A 26142-nucleotide genomic window follows, 5' to 3' on the forward strand; every position below is an offset into this window, starting at 1 on the left:
GTAGGAGGGAAAAACATGAAAATTCGTGACTTAGGTGTTTTGGCTGCAGTAATTATGATTGTAGCGATGCTCATTATCCCTCTACCGACATGGTTATTAAGCTTTTTAATTATTATCAATATTACATTGTCATTATTGGTTTTGTTAGTGGCGATGAATATGAGGGAAGCATTAGATTTCGCCATTTTCCCTTCAGTCATTTTGTTATTGACTTTATTCCGGCTGGGGTTAAGTATCTCTACAACTCGTGCTATTTTAGCTCAGGGTGATGCCGGTGATGTTGTTGAAACGTTTGGTGAATTCGTAACTGGTGGAAATATTTTAGTCGGTTTAGTAATTTTCATGTTATTAGTTATTATTAACTTTATCGTTATCACAAAAGGTTCCGAACGTGTAGCAGAAGTTGCGGCACGTTTTACATTGGATGCAATGCCGGGGAAACAAATGAGTATTGATGCAGATTTGAATGCCGGGATGATATCGGAAAAGGAAGCAAGGGAAAGACGCGATAAAGTTTCGAAAGAGTCCGATTTCTATGGAGCCATGGATGGTGCTACAAAATTTGTTAAAGGTGACGCCATCGCCTCGATTATCATGGTGTTCATCAATTTGCTCTTTGGTATTATCATTGGCATGGTGCAGCTTGGCTATGAAATGGCTGATGCTGCTACCCATTTCTCAACTTTAACGGTAGGGGATGGATTGGTAGCCCAAATTCCTGCACTTCTTATTTCTACAGCAACAGGGATTGTTGTGACACGAGCTGCATCCGATGGAAACTTGGGAGAAGATATTGCCAATCAACTGTTTGCGCAGTCGAAATTACTTTATATTGCTGGAGGGGCGATTCTTCTATTAGGTCTTTTCACTCCACTACCTGAATGGATCACAATGCCTATTGCTGCTGTACTGATTGGTGGAGCTTATTTCATCAATAATAAGCAAAAGAAATCGGATGATCCGGAGGAATTACTGGAAATTGAAGAAGAAGTGGCAGCCGATACAATGAAAAGTCCAGAAAATGTCGTCAATCTTCTGAATGTGGATCCAATTGAGTTTGAATTTGGCTATGGTTTAATCCCTTTAGTCGATGCTACTCAAGGTGGGGACTTATTAGACCGCGTTGTGATGATTCGAAGACAATTGGCACTGGAACTCGGTATTGTCATACCGGTGGTGCGTATCCGGGATAATATTCAATTACAACCGAATGAGTATCGAATTAAAGTTAAGGGTAATGAGATGGCGAGAGGGGAACTTCTTCTTGATCATTATTTATCCATGAGTCCAGGGGATGATGATTCAATTGAAGGAATCGATACAATTGAACCTTCCTTTGGTTTGCCTGCAAAATGGATTACGGAAAAAGTGAAAGAGGATGCCGAAATGCTCGGTTACACCGTCGTGGATCCACCTAGTGTCGTTTCTACTCACTTGACTGAAATTATCCGTGCCAATGCCCATGATTTATTGGGACGCCAAGAAACAAAACAATTAATCGATCACTTAAGGGAAAATTACCCAATATTAGTGGAAGAACTAACACCTACACCTTTATCAATCGGTGAAATTCAGAAAGTTTTGGCTAGACTATTAAGAGAGAATGTTTCTATCCGTAACTTGCCAATTATTTTTGAAACTTTAGCGGATTATGCAAAGGTAACTAGTGATACAGATGTTCTGACAGAATATGTACGCCAAGGATTAGCAAGACAAATAACGTCTCAGTATGTCTCTGGTGGAGATAGTTTAAAAGTAATAACGATTCCCGGAAAAATAGAGAAGCTTATCGCTGATAGTGTCCAGCAAACAGATCATGGCAACTATCTTGCAATGAATCCTCAGGATTCCCAAAATGTATTGGAAGCAATTGCGAAGGAAGTAGAGAAAGTATCCTTTATGGAGCAATCTCCAATCATTCTATGTTCACCAGGAATACGAATGTATTTAAGACAATTAACCGAGCGATACTTCTCACAAATCCCGATTTTGTCCTATAACGAATTAGATGCAAATGTTGAAATTCAAAGTGTTGGAGTGGTGAATGTAGAATGAAAATGAAAAAATATACAGCACCTTCAATCTCGGAAGCAATGAAATTAGTTCGAGCAGAATTAGGCGAAGATGCTGTTATTATAAATTCTAAAGTAATCGTTACGAAAAAGTTGTTCGGTCTTATAAAACAAAAGAATTTTGAAGTACTGGCTGGAGTAGATCAAGTGGAGACAAAAACAATGTCTCCACAGCTTCCAGATTTACAATCAAATACAAAGACGATTCAATACAAAGAACCCGAAGAACAGCCGAAATTACATATCGACGATACATTATCGAAAGAGTTGAAAAGTGAAATCGCTGACTTGAAGTTGATGATGAAATCGATGCAAAAGCATACAATTCAATCCGAATTGCCAGAGAATTTTCTGCCTTATATTGACTTCTTGAAACGTCAAGAACTTAGTGAAGAGCTCATCACGGCAATAAGTGATGAGCTTTTTGTGCATCAAAAACAAAAAAATGCGCCACTAACCGAAGTAGAGATGAAGGAAATTACGAAAGAAGTGCTTAGGGAGTTACTGAAAGAACTTCCGATGGGTGGTCTTTCCTATCAGAAAAAATATATTAATGTTTTTGGGCCGACGGGCGTTGGGAAAACAACAACCATTGCAAAAATGGCCGCAAGATCTGTATTGGAGAAAAAGAAAAAGATTGGTTTTATTACAACCGATACGTATCGAATAGCAGCAATCGAACAATTAAAAACGTACGCGAATCTATTACAGGCGCCTGTTGAAATTGTCTATAATGCGAATGATTACAAGAAAGCCATCGAAAATTTTGCGCATCTTGATTTAGTTTTCATTGACACGGCCGGACGTAATTACAAGGAAGCTAAATATGTAGATGACCTGAAGAAAATGATTAATTTCGATGAAGAAGTTGAATCATACTTGGTATTGGCGTTGACTGCGAAAGAACAGGATATGGAGTCGATAATTCAGCAATTTGGTGAAATCCCTATAGGTAAATATATCTTTACGAAAATAGATGAAACAAATTCTATTGGCACTATGTATAATTTAATGATTAAATATAATAAAGGACTTGCTTACTATACGAATGGACAAGAAGTACCAGAAGACATTGAAGTAGCCGATTTGGATGCAGTTCTTGAACTGTTCTTTCAAGGAGAATATGAATGAGAGACCAAGCTGAAAACTTAAGATTGAAAATGCTGCAAAGTCAAGGTGCTTTAGGGAGATCAATTGCGATAGTCAGTGGGAAAGGCGGCGTAGGAAAGAGTAATTTTTCTACTAACTTTGCCATTAATCTTTTGAAATTAGGCAAGAAAGTTGTCGTATTAGATATGGATATCGGTATGGGAAATGTTAATATATTAATAGGTAAAACGGCTCAGTACAATTTGAAGCATTATCTATTAGGTGAAGTATCTTTGGATCAAGTGGTATATGAAGGTCCACATGACCTAAAATATATATCCGGTGGTTCAGGCATGTCTTCTGTGATGGAATGGTCGAGAGAAATGATCGATGCATTACTTAACGCATTTGCTGAACTACAAAAGACCTATGATTATATTCTATTTGATATGGGTGCTGGTGCAACAAATTGGTCATTGGACTTAATTAGCGCTATCGAAGAAATAATTGTCGTAACTACGGAAGAACCAACCGCCATCACAGATGCTTATTCCATGATGAAATACATTCATGTGCGTGATGAAAATAAAACCATTTACTTATTATGCAATCGTGCCTATTCAAAAGAGGATGGTCAAGAAACGCTGAATCGATTGGAAAGTACAATGAAACACTTCCTAAATAAAGAGGTGATTCTTCTCGGTTCTTTACCGGAAGACCCTGCTGTTAGAAAAGCCGTTCGTGAACAAGTACCATTTTCCATTGCTTATCCCGACAGTAATATTTCAAAGACATTGAAGGTAATGGTTCAGCAATTTGTGAATCGTAATTTGGTTGAAGTTCATGGCCGAAATAAGCAGAACACTTTTTTATCAAAATTAAGAAATATTTTCTCGAAAGGGCGTGATTAATTGGGATTCTCGAATAAAAGCAAACTTTTGGTAGTTGATGACTCCGCTTTTATGAGAAAGCTGATTAGCGACTTTTTTGTAGGCAACACGAAGGTTGAAGTTGTTGGCACTGCCCGGAATGGAAAAGATGCAATTAAAAAAATCCAAAGCTTAATGCCCGATGTTGTCACAATGGATGTTGAGATGCCGGAGTTAAACGGGTTGGATGCATTAAAGGAAATTATGCGGGAATCACCCGTACCTGTAATTATGCTGTCCAGTACAACTCTTCAAGGTGCGGAAAATGCCCTCAAGGCGATGGAATATGGTGCAGTTGATTTTGTTGCTAAACCAAGCGGGACCATTTCGCTTGATTTACACAAAATTAAAGCAGAATTAGTGCAAAAAGTTGAACATGCAGCACATGTCTCAGTAACCAAGCTTCAAAAAACTAATTTTACTCCTGCGCCAATCCCGAAAAATCAAGATATTCGATTCGTCAATAACCCTATAACCCAAGTTGCACCTATTGTAAATAAAGATGTGCTTAAAAAGAATGGTTGGAATCAACTAGCAAAAAAGATTGTATTAATCGGTACCTCTACTGGGGGACCCAGAGCTTTACAGGAAGTCATAACAAAGTTACCGAGTAACATCAAGGCACCTATACTGATTGTTCAACATATGCCTGCAGGTTTTACGAAATCTCTTTCAGATCGGTTGAATCAATTAAGTCAAGTAAAAGTGAAGGAAGCGGAAGATGGCGATCTACTACAAAACGGGGTTGCCTATGTAGCACCAGGTGGCAAACATCTGAAGCTGGTGAAACGAGCATCTTCCTACCAAGTCGTTTTAGATCAAACAGAGCCTCCTAGATCTGGGCATCGGCCAAGTGTTGACGTTATGTTTGAGAGTGTTAGTAAAATCACTGACATGGATAAAGTAGCAGTCATCATGACGGGAATGGGGTCAGATGGATCAAAAGGTCTAATGCAATTAAAACAAAATGGCAATGTAATGGCGATTGCAGAGTCTGAAAAAACGTGTATTGTTTATGGGATGCCTAAAGCAGCCGTAGAAACACAGCTTGTCAATGAGATTGTAGATGTTGACAATATTGCCGAAGCGATTATGAAATATTTGCCCTAAGAGGAGTGTTTTCTAGTGGAACTTAATCAATATTTAGAAATGTTCATTGAAGAAAGTAAAGAACATTTACAGTCATGTAGCGACAATTTGTTGGAACTTGAAAAGAACCCGACAGACTTGGCGATTGTAAATGAAATATTCCGTTCGGCACATACATTAAAAGGTATGTCTGCAACAATGGGATATGAAGATTTAGCAGATTTGACTCATAAAATGGAAAATGTACTGGATGCCATCCGTAATGAAAAAATTAAAGTAACTGCGGATATTTTGGATGTGGTATTTGAATCCGTCGATCACTTGGAAGCAATGGTAATGGATATTGCTAATGGCGGCGATGGAAAAAAGGACGTCTCTCAGACTGTTGAAAAGTTAAAACGCATCGAATTAGGTGAATCACCTTTACAAAACAGCACTGTTTCAAATCCACCTGAGGGCTCTGCTGCTGCAGAATTTGCAGCTACAACTGCCATTTTAGATAACGCCCCTCAATTAGAGTATGATGATTTTGAAAAGACGGTCTTGCTGCAATCGACAGAGCAAGGGTACAATGCTTTTGAAATTGTTGTCACGTTGAATGATAGCTGTCTTTTAAAGGCGGCACGTGTTTATATGGTATTTGACATCCTAGAGAAAAATGGAGATGTAGTAAAATCATCTCCTACAGTGGATAGACTTGAAGAAGAACAATTTGACCAAGAGTTCAAAGTGGCTCTGATTTCCCAAACCGATGCCGAGGAATTGCGCAGTAAAATCCTGAAAGTTTCAGAGGTTGATAAAGTTTCGATCACACAATTATCGGAAGATTTATTTGTTCAATCGGTAGTCAATCAGTCAGAAGTAGTTGCCCAGCCTACAACTGAGGAATTGACGGTTGTTTCGCCAGTTGAAGTTAAAAAAGATGAAGTTGCCCAAAAAAACGGGCCAAAGCATGCTGCCAGCAAAACAATCCGCGTAAGCATCGAGCGTCTGGACATATTAATGAATCTATTCGAAGAATTGGTTATTGATAGAGGGCGACTTCAATCAATCGCCACGGAAGTGAACCATTCGGAATTAAATGAAACAGTCGAACGCATGAGCAGAACGATGGGAGATTTGCAAAATATCGTATTAACAATGCGTATGATTCCGATTGAAACAGTATTTAACCGATTCCCTAAAATGGTGCGTACGCTATCCCGTGACTTAAAGAAAAAAATCAACCTTGAAGTTATAGGGGCTGAAACTGAATTAGATCGTACTGTCATCGATGAAATCGGAGATCCACTAGTTCACTTAATCCGCAATTCAGTCGATCATGGTATTGAAAGTCCGGAAATTCGTCGTGCCAACGGAAAACCTGAAGAAGGTAATGTTACGTTACGTGCTTATCACAGTGGTAATTATGTATTTATAGAAATTGAGGACGATGGTGCCGGAATAAACCGCGAGAGAGTATTGAAAAAAGCAATTTCGAAAGGAATTGTAACGAAAGAATCTGCACTATCCATGTCCGATAAACAAATAAATGAATTAATCTTGGCGTCTGGCTTCTCAACTGCCGAGGTGATTTCGGATATTTCGGGACGTGGAGTAGGTCTTGATGTTGTAAAAACAACAATTGAATCATTGGGTGGTAATATCTCAATCGAATCGACAGAAGGTGTTGGCTCTATCTTCTCGATCCAACTTCCATTGACACTATCCATTATCTCCGTAATGCTGGTTGAAATCGAACAAGAAATTTATGCTATACCTTTATCATCAATCATTGAAACATCAATTATTAAAAATAGCGATATTCTCAATGCGCATAATCAAAAAGTGATTGATTTCCGCGGTAAAGTTGTTCCATTGATCTTCCTGGATGAGATATTTGATGTTCCAAGAACGGAACAAGCAGAGGATGGCTATCACTCGGTTGTCATTGTCCGAAAAGGGGACAAGCTTGCCGGCCTTGTAGTGGACACATTTATCGGCCAACAAGAGATTGTGTTGAAATCACTAGGTAACTACCTATCAAATATCTTTGCAATTTCAGGTGCCACGATCTTAGGAAACGGAAAAGTTGCTTTGATAGTAGATTGCAATGCTTTGATGAAGTAACGAATGGAATGAGAGAGGTGTAGGTTATGACCGCTGTAGAACAAGAATATTTAAAAGTAATTGTTTTTCAACTTGCTGATAAAGAATATGCAATTCCGGTATCAAATGTACAAGGTATCGAAAAACTAATGCATATTACACGTGTACCTAAAACGAGCAGCTTCGTAAAAGGTGTCATTAATTTGCGCGGAGTTGTCACGCCGCTGATTGATTTGCGGGAACGTTTCGGTCTCCCGGTATCAAATAATGAAGAGACGACAAGAATTATTATTATCACACTCGAAGAAATGGAAGTCGGCTTTATTGTCGACTCAGCAAACGATGTGCTGGATATTCCTTTAAACGCGATTGAAGCCCAACCGGAGGTAGTTGGATCCAATGAAGAAGATTTCATATCCGGTGTGGCAAAATTAGAAAATCGCTTATTAATTTTATTGCATCTGGACAAAGTGCTAAACCCATAGATAAACGTGGTGAATCTGTCATAAAGTAGGGATCTTTGAGCTATGAGCGAAATTCAAAAAATAACATCGTTGCATTTGGATGTTTTAAAAGAAATTGGAAATATAGGTGCTGCGCATGCCGCGACGGCACTTTCCAGTTTGCTTTCCAGAAAAATTGATATGCGTGTTCCAAAGGTTGAGATGGTCTCTTTCAATGATATGATGGAACTTGCCGGTGGAGCGGAAACTGTTGTTGTGGGTATCTATCTTCGCATCGAAGGGGACTCGGAAGGAAGCATGTTCTTTATATTGCCAATCGAACAGGCAGACCGTTTCATACGGCGGTTAATAGGAGATGACCTATTTAGCTTCAGTAATACCAAGCTATCGGAGCTGGGTGTTTCAGCAATGCAGGAATTAGGAAATATTCTTTCGGGTTCGTACTTATCGGCTTTGTCGGACTTTACAGGTATGAAGATATTTCCAACTGTACCTGGATTAAGCGTGGATATGTTTGGTGCGATTATTAGTACCGGACTAATCGAAATATCGGAGGTTAGTGACCAAGTCATTGTCATTAATACATCCATTTTTGAAGAAGGTTTTGATAATCGTAATGAAGTTCATGGGCATTTCTTCTTACTACCAGATCCTGATTCATTCACTAATATCTTTAAGGCGTTGGGTGTTGGATAAAATGATCACGTCACATACTAGTCAAGTCATAAAGGTTGGTATCGCACAATTGGATGTTGTCAAAATGCCGGATACAATACGTACTTCAGGTTTAGGCTCCTGCGTAGGTGTTGTATTATATGATGAAACAAAAAACATAGCTGGACTAGTTCATATAATGTTGCCCGATTCAAGTTTAGCGAGAACGGAAACGATAAACGCTGCAAAATTTGCAAACACTGGTATTAAAGCACTTATAGATATGCTGAAATTAGCCGGGGTTCAACCGTTCCGCCTGAAGGCAAAAATTGCTGGTGGTGCACAAATGTTTAAATTTTCATCCGACAATGATTCAATGCGGATTGGCCCCCGAAATGTAGAAGCGGTGAAAAGAGAGCTCGTCAAAAATAGCATACCACTGATCGCTGAAGATACGGGTGGCAATAGTGGAAGAACGATTGAGTTCAACCCTGGGACTTGTCTATTGAGTATACGAACAGTAAATCAGGGAGTGAATGAAATATAATGTTTGGATCGATATTTTATAACTTTTGGGCGGCTATATTAGGCTTTTCAATTTATTTCTTTAGCACACTCACGGACTCCACGATTCCACTGAATAGTCTTGTTGGCTCCTTTATAGCTGCTGTTTGTTCATTTTTAGTTATGTATGCTATTCGTTTATTATTGGGGTATATATTCTATACACCGAAAGATGAATTGTTCAAGGGCTTGAATAAAGAAAATGAGCAAATACGGCAGCAAATGGAAGCTCGCATGAACGCTGAGGCGTCCGCTTCTGGAGGCAGCAATTCTACCTTGGAATTTAAAGACCAAAGTTCAGAAGAAATAGCAAAAGTTGTTCAAACGATGATGCTTCAAGATGAGTCAATAAAAAAGTAATTACTTATCAATTTTAGTATATTGTTATGAGCAAAATTCAATCTTTAAAGAGTCGAGAATACGGCTCTTTTTTTTGTTCCAATGACTTCGGCAACTTACCATTTTTCTTTCCTCTATATTAAATCTTGGATTGGGAGGGAATAAATTAAGTTTTATAGAAATGTGTGTTTTTTTTCTATCATTTGATATAATATTGAATAGTAAGGAAATTACAATGAAGGATCAAATTATAGGTTAAAAATACCTATTCAATAATAGGGTTATACAATTCGAATGAATTGATTTTTGTGTAGGCTAAAAGTATTGGTCGTCTAATTATCATGGAGAAGTTTGCCTTGAAATGGGTTGATAGGGCGCTACTCTCAGAATTGTGTATTCTAGTAAATGATTTTAGTGTGAGGTGGATTATATGGTACAACTTCAAGCAGACAATGAACAATCTCTTTGGAATTGCTGGATCAATGATCGAGATCCAGATGCAGGTAATATGCTTATAAAAAAATATCAATCCTTAGTATCCTATCATGTCCAGCGAATTGGTGCGAGTGTTCCCAAAAATGTATCACGTGATGATTTAATGAGTTTGGGCATGATGGGGCTATTTGATGCTTTAAATAAGTTTGATATAAATAGGGATCTAAAATTCGATACATATGCTTCCTTCCGTGTTCGGGGAGCCATTATAGATGGACTAAGAAAAGAAGATTGGCTACCGCGTTCAGCGCGTGAAAAGGCAAAAAAAATGGAAGCTCAAATTGAGAAGTTGGAGCAGCAGTTAATGCGCAGCGTGTCGCCTGATGAGCTGGCGCAGCATATGGAACTGTCGGTCGAAGAGGTATACCAAACAGTACAAGAGCATTTCTTCTCAAGTGTGTTATCCATTAATGAACAACAAGATCAGGAAGAATCAGAAGGTATGGCTTTTGTCATCAAAGATGAGCGAACAAAAACTCCTGAACAAGAAGCAGTGCACATGGAACTAATCAAGGATCTTTCCGAAAATATTAAAAACCTTAGTGAAAAAGAACAACTTGTTTTAAGTTTGTTTTACACAGAGGAATTGACATTGACTGAAATTGGTGAAATGCTCAGTTTATCGACATCCCGAATATCACAAATCCATTCTAAAGCATTATTTAAATTAAGAAAGCTTCTTTCTGATGAAGTAATAAGCTAAATGGATGAAAATTGAGGTGAGGAGTAGTGAGTCTAAAAGCGCTTGAACTTCAAATTGCCCTACCGAAGACCTTTGATGCAGGAAAAATGGCTGATCAGCATCAGCAAAATGTGGTTGGCCAACAAATAGATGCGAACGAAGCGTTAAAAAGGGAAATTAAGAAAAAACAACTACAGGTTAATGACACTGAAAAGTCAGATAAAATCACTGAAAATAAACAACGACAAAATCATGAAGAACATTTACCTGAAGAAAAAGAGCATGAAAAAGAAGAAAAAGAGGCACAACATCCTTTTAAAGGTAATTTTATTGATTTTAGTGGATAGGAGAGCGGTATGGTCGCAAGTCTTGTTATCATTTTGATTATTTCGCAGCTCATTTGTTATTATTTCATCGTTATTTTAAATACAAAAATAGCTAAATTTAAGGATTTGGAAAAACGGCAAGATCAGCTGATCCGTGAAATGGACGACGCAATAAGTATATATCTAGTGGAAATGAAGGAAGAAAATGATCGGCTCATTGAAGAACTTTCACTAATCAAACAAAATGAGCGCAATCATGAAAGAAAAGATCAAAACATGGCAATGATGAATTCGGAAGAAAGGAAGACGATTTCCGAAGTTACCCGAAATGATATGGAGGGTAAAGTAGGTGTATTACAGTCCAATGCACCAAAAGCAACCATTTCAAAAAAAATGGCGACAAATGCTTATAAACAACAAAGATTAAGCGAGGTTCCTTCTGAAGCTAGACAGGAACATAATGAGGAAGTGGAAAAAGATAATTCCTCCCTGCCTTCTTTCGAACAAAAGGTACTTAACCTTCATAAGCAAGGAAAGTCAATTGACGAAATTGCAAAATTAACGCAAAAAGGTAAAACAGAAATAGAACTGTTAATTAAGTTCCATGCATAAAATTGTTGCATGAAAAAAGTTAGTGTGATATATTATCAATTGGTGTTAATTACACACGCATTTTGATGTAGTAAGTGGTGCTTTTTGAATAAAAAGTTGCTTGTTATAGATGAAAAATGCGGAGGAAAAAAACCAAAACATTAGGAGGAAACACACATGTCAGTAATTTCAATGAAACAATTACTTGAAGCTGGTGTACATTTCGGTCACCAAACTCGCCGTTGGAATCCAAAAATGAAAAAATACATTTTTGTTGAACGTAACGGTATCTACATTATCGATTTACAAAAAACGGTTAAAAAATTAGAAGAAGCTTACGACTTCATGCGCCAAGTTGGCCAAGATGGCGGTAAAGTACTTTTCGTAGGTACTAAAAAACAAGCTCAAGAAGCTATCAAAGACGAAGCTGAACGTTCTGGTAACTACTACATCAACCAACGTTGGTTGGGTGGTACATTAACTAACTTCGGTACGATCCAAAAACGTGTTGCTCGTATGAAAGCAATCGAAAAAATGGAAGAAGACGGTACTTTCGAAGTCCTTCCTAAAAAAGAAGTTATTCAACTTAAAAAAGAACACGAACGTCTTGTTAAATTCTTAGGCGGTATCCGTGATATGGCTGGTATTCCAGACGTTATGTTCGTGGTTGACCCACGTAAAGAGCGTATCGCTGTTGCTGAAGCTCGTAAATTAAATATTCCTATCGTAGGAATTGTTGATACAAACTGTGATCCAGATGAAATCGACTATGTAATTCCTGCAAACGATGATGCTATCCGCGCTGTTAAATTATTAACTGCTAAAATGGCTGACGCTCTAATCGAGTCTAAACAAGGTGAAACAGAAGCTCCAGCTGAAGAAGTAGTAGCTGCTGAGTAATTCACTACAAGAAAACTTGGCGAGTAGCTAAGCTTTTCTTGATGACAAGCCTTAGTTGCTCTTTTGCGGCTAGGGAAGTGATAAACTTTCTTAGCTGCCTACAAAAGGTGATAAGTGGATGAACCCTCTTATCACCTTTTTTTAGAAAGAAAAGCCGGAGGTGCTGTTCAGCTTCAATGACAACTCGGATTATTGACAAAAGGACTCTGTCTTATAGAGCAATATAGTTGGACGAGGGGCTGGCACCTTAAGCTGGACAATTTACCCGATTAAAAAAATTAAATAACTGAAACCCAAGGAGGAAACTTCAAATGGCAATTACTGCACAATTAGTAAAAGAACTTCGCGAAAAAACTGGCGCAGGTATGATGGATTGTAAAAAAGCTTTAGTACAAACAGATGGTGATATCGACGCTGCCGTTGATTTCTTACGTGAAAAAGGTCTATCTTCAGCTGCTAAAAAAGCTGACCGTATCGCTGCAGAAGGGACAACTTATATCCTTGCTGAAGGAAATGAGGCTGTAATCTTAGAAGTTAACGCTGAAACTGACTTCGTAGCAAAAAATGAAAAATTCCAAGTACTTGTTTCTGAATTGGCAAAACAAATCTTGGCTGCAAAACCGGAATCAGTAGAAGCTGCATTAGAACTTACAAACGCTGAAGGTGTTAAAATTGAAGATCAAATTTCAACAGCTGTAGCAACAATCGGAGAAAAAATCACTCTTCGCCGTTTCGAAGTGAAAACTAAAACTGATGCAGATGCTTACGGTTCTTACCTGCACATGGGTGGACGCATTGGTGTATTAGTAGTTCTAGAAGGTTCTACGGATGAGTCAGCTGCTAAAGATGTAGCTATGCACATCGCTGCTATCAATCCTCAATATGTATCACGTGACGAAGTTTCAGAAGAAGTAGTTGACCGTGAGCGTAAAGTGTTAACAGAACAAGCTCTAAATGAAGGTAAACCAGAAAATATCGTTGCTAAAATGGTAGAAGGCCGTCTTGGTAAATTCTTCGAAGACATTTGCTTGCTTGATCAAACTTTCGTTAAAAACTCAGATCAAAAAGTGCGTGATTTCGTGAAATCAACTGGTGGTAACATTACTTCATTCGTACGCTTTGCTGTTGGTGAAGGTATCGAAAAACGCGAAGACAACTTTGCTGAAGAAGTTATGAACCAAGTTAAAGGTAACTAATATAAATAATAAGTATAATTAGGGGACACACCAGTGTTCCCTATTTTTCAAGGGATTGAAAAAACGCATATATTTTGAAGAATAAATTGAATTACGGAGGTTTACTATGAGTGTGCCACAATATGAACGTGTAGTTATAAAAATTAGCGGTGAGGCATTAGCAGGAGAAGCAGGCTACGGTTTATCACCAAAAATTATTAAGTCAGTTGCAGAAGATATAAAAGAGGTCGTGGAACTAGGGGTAGAAGTTGCAGTAGTAGTTGGTGGAGGAAATATCTGGCGCGGAAAAATCGGCAGCGAAATGGGTATGGACCGCGCATCTGCCGATTACATGGGAATGCTAGCCACGGTTATGAATTCATTAGCTCTTCAAGATGCTCTTGAAAAACTTGAAATTGAAACACGTGTTCAATCTTCCATTGTTATGACACAAGTAGCAGAGCCTTACATACGCAGAAAGGCAGTTCGTCATCTTGAAAAGAAACGTGTTGTGATTTTTGCTGCTGGTACAGGTAACCCATTCTTCTCTACAGACACGACAGCAGCTTTGCGTGCTGCGGAAATTGATGCAGATGCAATTCTGATGGCAAAAAATAATGTAGATGGTGTTTACTCTGCTGATCCAAAAACTGATTCAACTGCTGTTAAATATGACACACTCACATATTTAGACGTAATTCAACAAGGATTACAGGTAATGGATTCAACTGCTTCCACTTTATGTATGGACAACGATATCCCATTAATAGTATTCTCTATTATGAATAAAGGAAATATTAAACGAGCAGTACTCGGTGATAAAATCGGTACAGTTGTTAGGAGGAACTTTTAATGCCTAAACAAGTATTAGCACAAGCAAAAGAAAGAATGGAAAAATCAATCTCTGCATTTTCTCGTGAATTAGCTTCAATTCGTGCAGGCCGTGCAAATGCGTCACTTTTAGACAGAATTTCAGTTGATTACTACGGCGCTCCGACACCTGTAAATCAATTAGCAGGTATTTCTGTACCTGAAGCACGACTTTTAGTGATTCAACCTTACGACAAGTCAATCCTAGGTGAAATTGAAAAAGCGATTATGAAATCGGATATCGGAATCACTCCGACAAATGATGGAAATGTTATTCGCTTAACAATCCCGGCTTTAACGGAAGAACGTCGTAAAGAGCTAGTAAAAGTTGTGAATAAAGAAGCAGAAAATGCAAAAGTAGCCATCCGTAACGTTCGCCGTGATGGTAATGATGATTTGAAAAAATTAGAGAAAAACGGCGAAATTACAGAAGATGATTTACGCGGTTTTGGTGATGATATTCAAAAATTAACGGATGATTATATCGTTAAAGTGGACCAATTAGCAAAAGATAAAGAAAAAGAAATCTTATCTGTATAAGAAACGTGCTTGAGTTGTGTTTATATTTATCATTTGCAAAACTTTTGTAAATCTAAATGAATGATGAACTAATTCAAGAGTAGGGCGTCCTATTAGTTGGGACGTCTTTTTTCAATGCAGGACACTTATTTTGCCTAAGATTTAATTCATCAGTCAAGATAACCGATGTGTTTTAGATGGACCAATACATAATCAAGTTGAAAATATTGGGGAATTATACGAGAGAACGTAAGACACAATCATTAGTTTTTGTTATGATTAGAAAAATACAGTTTTCGCTAATTTACACGAAAAAGGATATTGAAGATAACCTTGGAATACTGGGATCGCAGTTTTGAAAAGAAAAACGTCCAAAAAGTTGTCAGGTGGGGGAATTGCTGATGTTAAAAAAGCTATTTAGTAAGTCAAAAAAAGGAAAGCACTCTTTGGAGGTTGAGGAATCTCTTGTAAATAATGAATGTTTACCTTCCCATATCGCAATCATAATGGATGGCAACGGACGTTGGGCAAAAAAAAGAGCCATGCCAAGAATTGCTGGACATCATGAAGGCATGCAAACTGTTCGTAGAATTGCTCGCATCGCGGACGATGTAGGCATAAAAGTGTTAACGTTGTATGCATTTTCGACTGAAAACTGGAAAAGGCCGAAATCGGAAGTCGAGTATTTAATGAGCCTTCCCCAAATGTTCTTAAATTCGTTCATGCCGGAGTTAATGGAACGAAACATTCGGGTTGAGATGATTGGCGACAAGGATGGTCTGCCAACGAATACAAAAACCGCTTTAAATGAAGCGATTGAAAAAACAAAAAATAATACCGGACTTATATTAAATTTTGCCATGAATTATGGAAGCCGTGCTGAAATAGTTAAAGCAATGAAGGATATAATGGTAGAAGTGAATAATGGAAATTTGACTTTGGATCATGTTGACGAAAAAACAATCAATCAATTTTTGTTGACTTCATCTCTACCAGAGCCTGATTTACTGATTCGTACAAGTGGGGAAGTCCGTCTTAGCAACTTTATGCTATGGCAGCTTGCGTATACGGAGTTCTGGTTTACGGACATCCTATGGCCGGACTTTAATAAAGATACCTTCATGGAAGCGATACAAGCCTATCAACAGCGCAACAGGCGTTATGGTGGACTGAAAGGAGAATAATTACATTGAAGCAAAGAATTATAACGGGGGTAGTGGCCGGAGCACTATTTATTCTATTTGTGCTTCTAGGGAATCTACCCTTTACGTTATTAGTATATGCCCTAGCAGCTGTGGGAATTTACGAACTACTAAAAATGAAAAATATTCAAATCTTTTCTATCCCGGGTATTCTTGGATTGCTCGTTACATTTAGCTTATTATTGCCTCCTTCGGTTAACCTCGAAGAAATTGCAGTAACGAAGCTGGAGTTATTAATAATTGGTGCAATTCTTCTACTCATTTATTCCGTTCTTGTTAAAAATCATTTTAATTTTGATGATGTAGGATTTACCTTACTTAGCACCATTTATGTCGGGATGGGCTTTTATTATTTGATTGAAACGCGTAATGGTGGTTTAGAATTTATTATATTTGCTCTATTAATTGTTTGGTCAACTGATTCGGGTGCGTATTTTATTGGCCGAAAAATTGGAAAGAAGAAATTATGGCCTGAAATCTCCCCCAATAAAACGGTGGAAGGCTTTGTTGGAGGAATTATTGCCGCTGTAGTATTCGCTTGCATCATGCAAATGATCTATCCGATTTCTTCCTCATATATAGCGATTATCATTATAGCGATTATTGCTTCCATTTTCGGTCAGATGGGCGACCTGGTTGAATCTGCAATTAAACGCCACTATGGAGTAAAAGACTCGGGAAACCTGTTGCCAGGACATGGAGGCATATTAGACCGTTTTGATAGTCTCTTATTTGTTTTACCTCTATTGCATTTCCTGCACTTTGTTAATTGATAAATAATCTGCATCCATAAGCTGCAATAGCTTTATCAATAGTTATAACAATGTGCTGGCAGGGGAGCAATAATAGTATTAGAAGGGAAGATAAAACATGAAGAAAATTAGCTTACTAGGAGCAACAGGTTCAATTGGGATACAAACTGTCGATATCTTGTTGAACAATCAAGATAATTTCCAACTTGTCGCGTTATCTTCAGGAAAGAATATTGAAAAAACCCGGGAAATTATCTCGCAATTGAATCCAGAGCTAGTTTCTGTACAAGAGGAACAAGATGCAATTGAGCTTTCCAAAGAATTTCCGCGTACATCTTTTACTTTTGGTGCAAAGGGACTAGTAGAAGTTGCGACACATCCAGGCTCGACAGTACTTGTGAATGCAGTTTTAGGAAGTGTCGGCCTAGAATCAACTTTGGCTGCGATTAGAATGGGGAAAACGATTGCGATTGCCAATAAAGAAACGTTGGTAACAGCGGGCCACCTAGTGATGGCGGAGGCCAAGAAGTACAATGTAACCATTCTACCTGTTGATAGTGAACATTCCGCGATTTTCCAGTCGATGAATGGTGAAAACCCTAAACAAATTGAAAGATTAATCCTGACAGCTTCAGGTGGTTCTTTCCGCGATAAAACGCGTGAAGAACTAAAAAATGTAACGGTAAAAGATGCATTGAATCATCCGAATTGGTCAATGGGGGCCAAGATAACCATCGATTCGGCGACGATGATGAATAAAGGGCTGGAAGTAATAGAAGCCCATGTTTTGTTCGGTATGCCATTCGAAAAAATTGACGTTTTATTACATAAAGAAAGTATTATCCACTCGTTAGTTGAGTATCATGATACGAGTGTCATCGCCCAATTGGGTACCCCTGATATGCGCGTACCGATACAATATGCCTTAAGCTATCCCGACCGTTTCCCATTGAAAAGCGGCACGCGATTGGATCTAGCGAAAATTGGACAACTAAGGTTCCAAGAAGTTGACTTTGAGCGCTTCCGTGCCTTGAAATTAGCATACGATGCAGGACGAGCGGGCGGGACCTTGCTAACCGCGATGAATGCGGCAAATGAAGCAGCAGTAGGGTTATTCCTGCAAGGAAAAATAACTTTCCTGCAAATCGAAGAAATGATAGAACAAATTATGATCAATCATCATAATACTCTACTTCCAGATTTAGAAACTATTTTATATGTAGATAACGAAACAAGAAAATCGGTAGAGAGCATGGTAAAATAGAGAGAACTAGCATAGTATAAGTAAACATGCACTTTTGAAGGTGGGATGATATGCAAACAGTTATAGCATTTATCGTTGTTTTTGGATCCCTGGTATTCTTCCATGAGCTTGGACATTTTATTTTTGCAAAACGGGCTGGCATTTTAGTACGTGAATTTGCAATCGGAATGGGACCGAAAATTTTTGGGATGATGAAAGGTGAGACGTTATATACACTACGATTATTGCCTATAGGCGGCTATGTCCGAATGGCGGGGGAAGATACTGATTCCGTGGAACTTCAACCTGGATTCCGGGTAGGATTGATACTCAATCAGGATAACGTAGCTGAAAAAATTTATTTGAACCAAAATGTACAAAATCCGAATGTTTTATTTCTGGAAGTGGAAAGGGCAGACCTTGAAAAGGGACTTTGGATTGAAGGTTATGATGAAGACGATCAATTTACTAAAATAAATGTATCAAGAACAGCAACAATCGTTGAGAATGGTACTGAAACAATGATTGCGCCATTTGATCGTCAGTTTAACTCTAAAACTGTAGGACAGCGAGCAATGGCTATCTTTGCTGGTCCGCTTTTTAATTTCATTTTGGCGTTCGTTGTTTTTTCGATTATTGCCATCATGGCAGGAGTTCCAACCTATGAACCAATAATTTATGATGTCGTGGAGGACGGGCCTGCAGCAGCAGCTGGTATGGAAGCTGGAGACTATGTAAAGGCGATTGATGGACAACCCATTGATGATTGGAAAGATCTATCAGGAACTGTCCAGGATAAACCTGGTGAAGAACTAACCATTATAGTGGAACGTGACGGCCAGAATATAGAACTGAAAATGACGCCGGATACATTTGAGGAAAGTGGCAAGGAGTATGGGCAAATTGGGGTTATGTATCAAAGTCCTGTAGAGAAAAACCCTTTGAAAGCGATAGTTTTCGGTGTCACACAAACTTATGATTATACAATACTGATACTAGGCCTCTTAGGAGACTTAATCACTGGCCAATTTACGATCGATGCTTTATCTGGTCCAGTCGGTATTTATAAAGCAACTGAAACCGTTGCAAAAGATGGTATCTATAATCTAATGAACTGGGCCGCGGTCCTGAGCATTAACCTCGGTATCATGAACCTGCTGCCGCTTCCTGCTTTGGACGGTGGAAGATTGTTATTCTTCGGTATTGAAGCATTGCGCGGTAAACCAGTCGACCGCCAAAAAGAAGGAATGGTTCACTTTGTAGGAATCGTCTTGCTTATGATCCTGATGGTGGTCGTAACATGGAACGATATACAAAGGTTCTTCTTCTAAGTTTCCAACAACAACTGCTCGACAAAAATTGATTAATGTGTAATCGATCATTGGCATATCTGTAAAGATGGATTAGTTGGACAATGATTCCTCACAACATTAGACAGGGTCAAATGTCTTTTCTAAAAGCTAAAGTGTGTCGAGTGACAGGCGCTAAAGTGCAAATTCTCGTACTTTGAGCCAAAGAAAAACCTGAATCTTTATAAAATCAAAACACAATCAACAAACTACTTAACCTTATTCATTTATGGTAAAATCCATAGTGAATAAGGTTATACTTTTTTAAATCCCCTTTTAGTACAATCTTGAAGACATGGGTATTCCAGGATTTAAAATCTTTAGAAAGTTGAACTTTCAACGAAGTACGTAATTGTACATACGAAGTGACTTCGGTGTATGATATGCTAAATAAGTGACTGATGAAGAGAAAAGGTGGAGCGAAATGAAACAAAGTTCTACGTTAATTCCTACACTGCGGGATGTACCTTCAGAAATTGAAGCAAAATCTCATGAAATGCTGCTTCGCGCTGGATTCATAAGGGAAAGTACAAGTGGCGTCTTTTCCTATTTACCCTTAGCGAAACGTATATTAAATAAAATAGAGAAAATGATTCATCTAGAAATGGAGTCTTTTGGGGCAGTAGAAATAAGTTTGCCGACCTTGCAAGCCCAAGAAGTCATGGAGCAATCTTCAAACTACGTGGTTCTTCGAGATGAACTGCTTCATATTAAAAAGGGGAGCAAGCAAAAATTAATCCTTGCACCCACCCATGAGGAAGCAATGAAGGCGTTGATTCGCGAAGAAATCCAATCCTTTAAAAGTTTTCCAATTACTTTATATCAAATTCAAACAAATTACCGCAATGAAACCCAGCCAAATTATGGTTTGTTGAGAAGTAAGGAATTTATGATGAAAGATGCTTATTCTTTTCATGCAAGCAAGGAAAGCCAAGATTTAGCTTTTAATGAGATGCTACAAGTTTATTCCAACATATTTAGCAAACTTGGATTGCATTACGAAATCATTGAAGCAAACCCGGGATTGGGCAAGGACGCAAAAGCGAAAGAATTTGTAGTTTCATCTGAATTGGGGGAGTCTACTGTTGTCTATTCAGATGAATCCAAGTATCTTGGAAACATTAAAGTTGCGCCGGTAATCGGTGAATTTGTTCCCTCAACATCTGATACAAAGGCTTTAGAAAAAGTGGCAACACCAAATTTGAACACGCTAGATGAAGTGTGTACATTTTTCAATATAGAAGAAAAAGATTGCATAAAGTCGGAATTGTTTAAGGTGGATGGTGAATATGTCGTCGTATTAGTGCGGGGCGATCATAACATTAATCCTTATAAGTTAAAAAATGTGCTGCAAGCGACATCGATTCATGTGGCGAAAGATCAAGATGTGCAAGAGCTATTGGGTGCACACGTTGGGTTGATCGGTCCAATCAAGTTGCCGATTGATGTAAAAGTAGTTGCTGACAATGCTATTCAATCGATTGGCAGCGGAGTAACTGGCGCTAACGAAGCGGGCTATCACTACATCAATGTGTGCCCTGGCCGGGATTTCGCCATTAGCATATATGATGATATCAGATATATACAGGAAGGGGATCCTTCGCCTGATGGTCAAGGTACCATTCTTTTTAAAAAAGCGATTGAGGTAGGCAAGATAAGCAAGTTAGATGAGTCTGTTGCCGATTTTGCAAATGAAAACTTAATAGCTGACAATGAACAAGCCCAAGCTCTTCTTATGAACAGTTACCATTTAGGGATTTCAAGGCTCCTAGCCATAATTGCTGAAAACTTTCAGGATGAAAAAGGGTTTGTTTGGCCAAAGCAATTTTCTCCTTATGAACTGCACTTGATTCCGGTTGATGAAGAGGATGAAATACAGTTTAATTTAGCAACGGAGTTATATAACATTTTGACCTTCTACCAATTTGAAGTATTGTTCGATGATCGGCACACAGAGCCAGAAGTCAAATTTACGGACGCAGATTTAATCGGGCTCCCGGTACGTATCACCGTAGGTAGAAGAGCAAGTGAAGGCATTGTTGAAGTGAAAATCAGAAAGACCGGTGAAACTTTCGAGTGGGCCAAGGAAGAACTTATCGACCACTTAAATGAAATTTTCCGTTCACATTAACTTCATAGTCCCATAAGTAAAGCATCGATTTTCGCCAATTTGTGAAAATCGTTTCTTTCTGTTATCAGTCGAATTCAAATAATTAATACATTAATACAATAATAACAGGTGGTGAGTAAATGGTAGACAACCAAGAAGCAAGACAACGATTTTTGACACTACTACAACAATTGCAGCTAACCGAAGATGTCTACATGTCTTTTTTTGAGAAAGGTGAGCTCACTCGACTAACCGTGCATAAAAAAGATCGAATATGGTGTTTTGCCATTCAGTTAGAAAATATATTGCCCTTCCAGTTGTATCAATTGTTTCGAACAAGAATGGCAGAGCAATTTTCGCATATTGCCCAGGCCATGATTACGATAGAAGCAAGAAATCCAGTAGTAAGCGAACAGTTAATAAGTGATTATTGGTTATCGGCTGTTGAACAGTTGGATGCCTCCCCTCCTGTTAAAAATCGTTTGTTGACACAAATGCCGACTTGGACAGGAAATAAATTGGTTGTTTCTTGTATGGCGGAAATGGAACAGCTGACATTAAAGTCCAAATACGGACAAAAAATTGTCGAAGCGTATGAAAGCTTGGGATTCCCGCAGTTTTCGGTAGATTTTCAATTAGTTGAAGCGACCGATGAGATGAAAGAAGCACAGCAGCAATATATCGAAAAACGCCAATTAGAGGAAGCGGAACTTGCCCGCAAGGCAATGGAAGACTTCCAAAGTCGTGAAAAAGCAAAATCGGACAATCCTGATGCGGTTGCATCCAGCGGGCCATTCCAGCTCGGAAATCTGATCAAAGATACAGAAATCATGGAAATCCGTCGTGTTGTAGAAGAAGAACGTCGGGTTGTTTTAGAAGGATTTGTATTTGCTGTAGAAATCAAGGAATTGAGAAGTGGACGTTCCCTTTTAGAACTAAAAATGACCGATTATACGGACTCCATCCTTGTGAAAATGTTTTCACGCGATAAGGAAGATGCAGAACGTATGACGCAATTGAAAAAAGGCATGTGGGTGAAAGTGCGTGGTGCCGTTCAAAATGATACATTCGTTCGAGATTTAGTTGTGATGGCGCAAGATATCAATGAGGTATTTAAAGAATCACGCAAGGATACCGCACCTGAAGGACAAAAACGAGTAGAGCTACATTTACATACGCCAATGAGTCAAATGGATGCTGTCACGCCCATTGATCAGTTAGTGGGGCAAGCGGCCAAATGGGGGCATCCTGCCATAGCCATAACAGATCATGCTGTAGCGCAAGGCTTTCCAGATGCATATGCTGCAGGAAAAAAACATGGCATTAAAATTATCTATGGAATCGAAGCCAATCTAGTAGATGATGGTTCTCCAATTGCATATGCGGAACAACACATAGAGCTAGACGATGCAACTTTTGTTGTATTCGACGTCGAAACAACGGGACTGTCGACTGCATACGATACAATTATAGAGCTGGCGGCAGTGAAAATTAAAGAAGGAAAAGTAATCGATAAATTCGAACGCTTTGCAAATCCCCATAAACCATTAACTGCAAAAATTATTGAACTAACGCATATCACGGATGATATGCTGCAAGATGCACCAGAAGTCGATCAAGTCGTAACAGAATTCAGGGAATTTATCGGCGATTCAATCGTTGTTGCCCATAACGCATCGTTCGATATGGGATTCCTCTATACGGCCTATGAAAAAGCAGGGATCAATGATATCACGCATCCAGTAATTGATACATTGGAGTTATCAAGATTCCTGAATCCGACTTTAAAAAGCCATCGTTTAAATACTCTATGTAAACGATATGGCATTGAATTAACACAACATCACCGTGCCATCTATGATACAGAGGCGACCGGCGAATTAATGCTTCATCTACTTAAAGATGCTAAAGAGGAGCATGGCATCTACTTCCATGATGACTTTAACAACCAAATCAATAGAGATGAGAGCTATAAACAATCCAGACCGTATCATTGTACAATCCTGGCTGTTGATAATGATGGTTTAAAGAATCTTTTTAAGTTGATTTCTATTGCCCATACGAAAACATATTACCGTGTTCCACGTATACGCAGGTCGGATTTAATAAAGCACCGGCAAGGGCTGATAATTGGTTCTGGATGTAATAACGGTGAATTATTCGAAACGATGATGAACAAATCGAGTGATGAAGCAGAAAAAGTAGCAAAATTCTATGATTATATCGAGGTTCAACCAAAACCTGTATATGCACCTTTAATTGAAGGAGGTGTCATTCACGACGAGTGGAACCTGGAGGATATCATCCGGAAATTGGTGAAGCTTGGGAAGCGTTTGGACAAACCGGTTGTGGCAACAGGGAATGTTCACTATCTAAATGAAAATGATGCGGTGTTCCGCCAAATTTTAGTTGGCTCCCAAGGAGGGGCAAACCCATTAAATCGCTATAAATTACCGGCAGTTCATTTCCGGACAACGAATGAGATGCTGGCTGAATTCGATTTCCTCGGACCCGATCTTGCTAAAGAGATAGTAGTGACGAACTCACAAAAAATTGCGGATATGATTGGCGATGTTAAACCTATCAAGGATGACCTTTATACACCGAAAATTGAGGGTTCCGATGAGGAAGTTACAAATTTAACTTACGAAATGGCACATCAAATTTACGGAGACGAGCTTCCTGAAATTGTGAAGGCCCGCATCGAAAAAGAACTTACATCGATTCTAGGTAATGGTTTCGGGGTAATTTACTTAATCTCCGCAAAGCTTGTAAAAAAATCACTTGCAGATGGATATTTAGTTGGATCGCGTGGATCGGTAGGTTCTTCGCTTGTAGCCACCTTCATGGAAATTACAGAGGTAAATCCACTGCCTCCACACTACATATGTCCAAACTGTAAAAATGTAGAGTTTTTTGATGATGGTTCTGTCGGCAGCGGCTTTGACTTGCCAAATAAGGAATGTCCTCAATGTGGAACACAATACAAAAAAGATGGTCAAGATATTCCCTTTGAAACTTTCTTGGGATTCAAAGGAGATAAAGTTCCGGATATCGACTTGAACTTCTCGGGTGAATACCAGCCTCAAGCGCATAACTATACAAAAGTTCTTTTCGGAGAGGATTATGTATTTCGTGCTGGAACGATTGGCACAGTTGCCGAAAAAACTGCCTACGGCTATGTGAAGGGCTATTCGAATGATCATAACCTTTCATTCCGAGGAGCAGAGGTGGATCGCCTTGTGCAAGGATGTACCGGGGTTAAACGTACTACTGGTCAACATCCAGGGGGGATTATTGTAGTACCGGATTATATGGAGATTTACGACTTTACACCGGTTCAATTCCCGGCAGATGCCCAAGATGCAGAATGGAAAACAACCCATTTCGACTTCCACTCGATCCACGATAACGTGTTGAAGCTTGATATACTGGGTCACGATGATCCGACTGTTATTCGGATGTTGCAGGATTTGTCCGGAATAGATCCGAAAACAGTCCCTACTGATGACCCCGAAGTAATGAAAATCTTCTCTACACCGGAATCCCTTGGTGTAACAGTAGAGCAAATAGGCACGAAAACTGGTACTCTAGGTATCCCTGAATTTGGTACAAGATTTGTCCGGCAAATGCTGGAAGACACGAAGCCTTCAACGTTTAGCGAGCTTGTACAGATTTCGGGTTTATCCCACGGTACAGATGTTTGGTTGGGAAATGCCCAGGAATTGATTCATAACGGTACTTGTGTACTTTCCGAAGTAATCGGATGTCGTGACGATATAATGGTTTACTTAATTTATCAAGGGTTGGAACCGAGCTTTGCCTTCAAGATTATGGAGTCCGTGCGTAAAGGGAAAGGCTTGACGGAAGAAATGGAAGCAGAAATGCGGGCTCAAAGTGTGCCGGAATGGTATATCGATTCTTGCAAAAAAATAAAGTACATGTTCCCGAAAGCCCATGCCGCAGCATATGTTTTAATGGCAGTGCGTATAGCTTGGTTCAAAGTGCATCATCCTATTTTATATTACGCGGCCTATTTTACCGTCCGTGCAAGTGACTTCGACTTAATTGCGATGACTCAAGGATCCGCGATGATCCGCTCACGGATCGATGATATAAATGCAAAAGGTTTGGATGCTTCGAAAAAGGAAAAGGATTTAATGACGGTATTGGAACTTGCATTAGAAATGTGCGAACGCGGAATGAGTTTCCAAAAAGTAGACTTATACCGTTCCCAAGCAAGTGAATTTGTCATCGAAGGCAACACGTTAATCCCTCCATTCGATGCAATTCCAGGTCTCGGTACAAATGTTGCCAAAGCAATCGTTGCGGCAAGGCAAGACGGAGAGTTTTTATCAAAAGAAGACTTACAACAACGCGGAAGAGTATCCAAATCCCTGATCGAGTATATGGATACCTTAGGGTGCTTGGAAGGGTTGCCTGACGCAAACCAACTGTCATTGTTCTAGAACAACCCCTTATTGCAACTGCCATTTTGGTAACAGATTTCCGTAAATTTGCATTTAGTTATAAATTGTGCTATTGTTATGGTAATAATTTGTTGATAGTTTTGCAGCAAAAGAGTGGGGCTTTTCCCGCTCTTTTCTGTTGTTACGCTTATCCAAATTTTCTTACAGCAT

The 26142-nt window shown here is 39.0% G+C and carries 22 protein-coding genes; all 22 read left to right on the forward strand.

Features of this window, described 5'->3' with window-relative positions:
* Nucleotides 1–15: 15 nt before the first annotated feature.
* Nucleotides 16–2055, forward strand: coding sequence for a flagellar biosynthesis protein FlhA (gene flhA / locus CD33_RS17225; protein ID WP_036203026.1), 2040 nt, complete (start codon nucleotides 16–18; stop codon nucleotides 2053–2055).
* Nucleotides 2052–3203 (forward strand): flagellar biosynthesis GTPase FlhF, encoded by a 1152-nt coding sequence (gene flhF / locus CD33_RS17230; protein ID WP_036203028.1) that lies wholly within the window; start codon nucleotides 2052–2054, stop codon nucleotides 3201–3203. The genes flhA and flhF overlap by 4 nt, the downstream gene beginning before the upstream one ends.
* Complete coding sequence (locus CD33_RS17235) at nucleotides 3200–4072, forward strand: MinD/ParA family protein (protein ID WP_036203031.1); 873 nt, start codon at nucleotides 3200–3202, stop codon at nucleotides 4070–4072. The genes flhF and CD33_RS17235 overlap by 4 nt, the downstream gene beginning before the upstream one ends.
* Complete coding sequence (locus tag CD33_RS17240; protein WP_036203034.1) at nucleotides 4073–5200, forward strand: protein-glutamate methylesterase/protein-glutamine glutaminase; 1128 nt, start codon at nucleotides 4073–4075, stop codon at nucleotides 5198–5200.
* A gap of 15 nt (nucleotides 5201–5215) precedes the next feature.
* Complete coding sequence (locus CD33_RS17245) at nucleotides 5216–7288, forward strand: chemotaxis protein CheA (RefSeq protein WP_036203037.1); 2073 nt, start codon at nucleotides 5216–5218, stop codon at nucleotides 7286–7288.
* A gap of 26 nt (nucleotides 7289–7314) precedes the next feature.
* Nucleotides 7315–7752 carry a chemotaxis protein CheW gene (locus CD33_RS17250; RefSeq protein ID WP_036203040.1) on the forward strand — a complete coding sequence of 146 codons (438 nt, stop codon included), beginning with the start codon at nucleotides 7315–7317 and terminating at the stop codon, nucleotides 7750–7752.
* 42 nt (nucleotides 7753–7794) lie between these two features.
* Nucleotides 7795–8427, forward strand: a complete 633-nt coding sequence (locus CD33_RS17255; RefSeq protein WP_036203044.1) for a chemotaxis protein CheC — start codon at nucleotides 7795–7797, stop codon at nucleotides 8425–8427.
* 1 nt (nucleotide 8428) lies between these two features.
* Entirely contained in the window at nucleotides 8429–8932 is a 504-nt protein-coding gene (locus CD33_RS17260) for a chemotaxis protein CheD (RefSeq protein WP_036203047.1), read from the forward strand.
* Nucleotides 8932–9309: a hypothetical protein gene (locus CD33_RS17265; protein WP_036203049.1), complete on the forward strand. Its 378-nt coding sequence runs from the start codon at nucleotides 8932–8934 to the stop codon at nucleotides 9307–9309. Before CD33_RS17260 ends, CD33_RS17265 begins: the two co-directional genes overlap by 1 nt.
* A gap of 409 nt (nucleotides 9310–9718) precedes the next feature.
* Nucleotides 9719–10486, forward strand: coding sequence for a FliA/WhiG family RNA polymerase sigma factor (locus tag CD33_RS17270; protein ID WP_036203052.1), 768 nt, complete (start codon nucleotides 9719–9721; stop codon nucleotides 10484–10486).
* Nucleotides 10487–10512: 26 nt separating this feature from the next.
* A complete protein-coding gene (locus CD33_RS17275) occupies nucleotides 10513–10812 on the forward strand; it encodes a hypothetical protein (RefSeq protein WP_036203054.1) in 300 nt (99 codons plus the stop codon).
* Between the two features lie 9 nt (nucleotides 10813–10821).
* Nucleotides 10822–11403 (forward strand): DUF6115 domain-containing protein, encoded by a 582-nt coding sequence (locus CD33_RS17280; RefSeq protein ID WP_036203057.1) that lies wholly within the window; start codon nucleotides 10822–10824, stop codon nucleotides 11401–11403.
* A 156-nt stretch (nucleotides 11404–11559) separates the two neighbouring features.
* Nucleotides 11560–12282, forward strand: coding sequence for a 30S ribosomal protein S2 (gene rpsB / locus CD33_RS17285; RefSeq protein WP_036203059.1), 723 nt, complete (start codon nucleotides 11560–11562; stop codon nucleotides 12280–12282).
* 311 nt (nucleotides 12283–12593) lie between these two features.
* Complete coding sequence (tsf, locus tag CD33_RS17290; RefSeq protein ID WP_036203062.1) at nucleotides 12594–13478, forward strand: translation elongation factor Ts; 885 nt, start codon at nucleotides 12594–12596, stop codon at nucleotides 13476–13478.
* Nucleotides 13479–13584: 106 nt separating this feature from the next.
* On the forward strand, nucleotides 13585–14310 hold the full coding sequence (pyrH, locus tag CD33_RS17295) for a UMP kinase (RefSeq protein ID WP_036203065.1): 726 nt from the start codon (nucleotides 13585–13587) through the stop codon (nucleotides 14308–14310).
* A complete protein-coding gene (gene frr / locus CD33_RS17300) occupies nucleotides 14310–14867 on the forward strand; it encodes a ribosome recycling factor (protein ID WP_036203068.1) in 558 nt (185 codons plus the stop codon). Before pyrH ends, frr begins: the two co-directional genes overlap by 1 nt.
* A 380-nt stretch (nucleotides 14868–15247) precedes the next feature.
* Nucleotides 15248–16030 carry an undecaprenyl pyrophosphate synthase gene (uppS, locus tag CD33_RS17305; RefSeq protein ID WP_036203072.1) on the forward strand — a complete coding sequence of 261 codons (783 nt, stop codon included), beginning with the start codon at nucleotides 15248–15250 and terminating at the stop codon, nucleotides 16028–16030.
* 5 nt (nucleotides 16031–16035) lie between these two features.
* Nucleotides 16036–16821 (forward strand): phosphatidate cytidylyltransferase, encoded by a 786-nt coding sequence (locus CD33_RS17310; protein ID WP_036203074.1) that lies wholly within the window; start codon nucleotides 16036–16038, stop codon nucleotides 16819–16821.
* A gap of 97 nt (nucleotides 16822–16918) precedes the next feature.
* On the forward strand, nucleotides 16919–18064 hold the full coding sequence (gene dxr, locus CD33_RS17315) for a 1-deoxy-D-xylulose-5-phosphate reductoisomerase (RefSeq protein WP_036203077.1): 1146 nt from the start codon (nucleotides 16919–16921) through the stop codon (nucleotides 18062–18064).
* Nucleotides 18065–18114: 50 nt separating this feature from the next.
* On the forward strand, nucleotides 18115–19374 hold the full coding sequence (gene rseP, locus CD33_RS17320; protein ID WP_036203080.1) for an RIP metalloprotease RseP: 1260 nt from the start codon (nucleotides 18115–18117) through the stop codon (nucleotides 19372–19374).
* 442 nt (nucleotides 19375–19816) lie between these two features.
* A complete protein-coding gene (locus CD33_RS17325; RefSeq protein ID WP_036203081.1) occupies nucleotides 19817–21523 on the forward strand; it encodes a proline--tRNA ligase in 1707 nt (568 codons plus the stop codon).
* A gap of 119 nt (nucleotides 21524–21642) precedes the next feature.
* Nucleotides 21643–25971 carry a PolC-type DNA polymerase III gene (locus tag CD33_RS17330; RefSeq protein ID WP_036203085.1) on the forward strand — a complete coding sequence of 1443 codons (4329 nt, stop codon included), beginning with the start codon at nucleotides 21643–21645 and terminating at the stop codon, nucleotides 25969–25971.
* The last annotated feature ends 171 nt before the right edge of the window (nucleotides 25972–26142 follow it).

Origin of the sequence: Ureibacillus sinduriensis BLB-1 = JCM 15800, assembly GCF_000772955.1 — a bacterium.
GTDB lineage: Bacteria > Bacillota > Bacilli > Bacillales_A > Planococcaceae > Ureibacillus > Ureibacillus sinduriensis.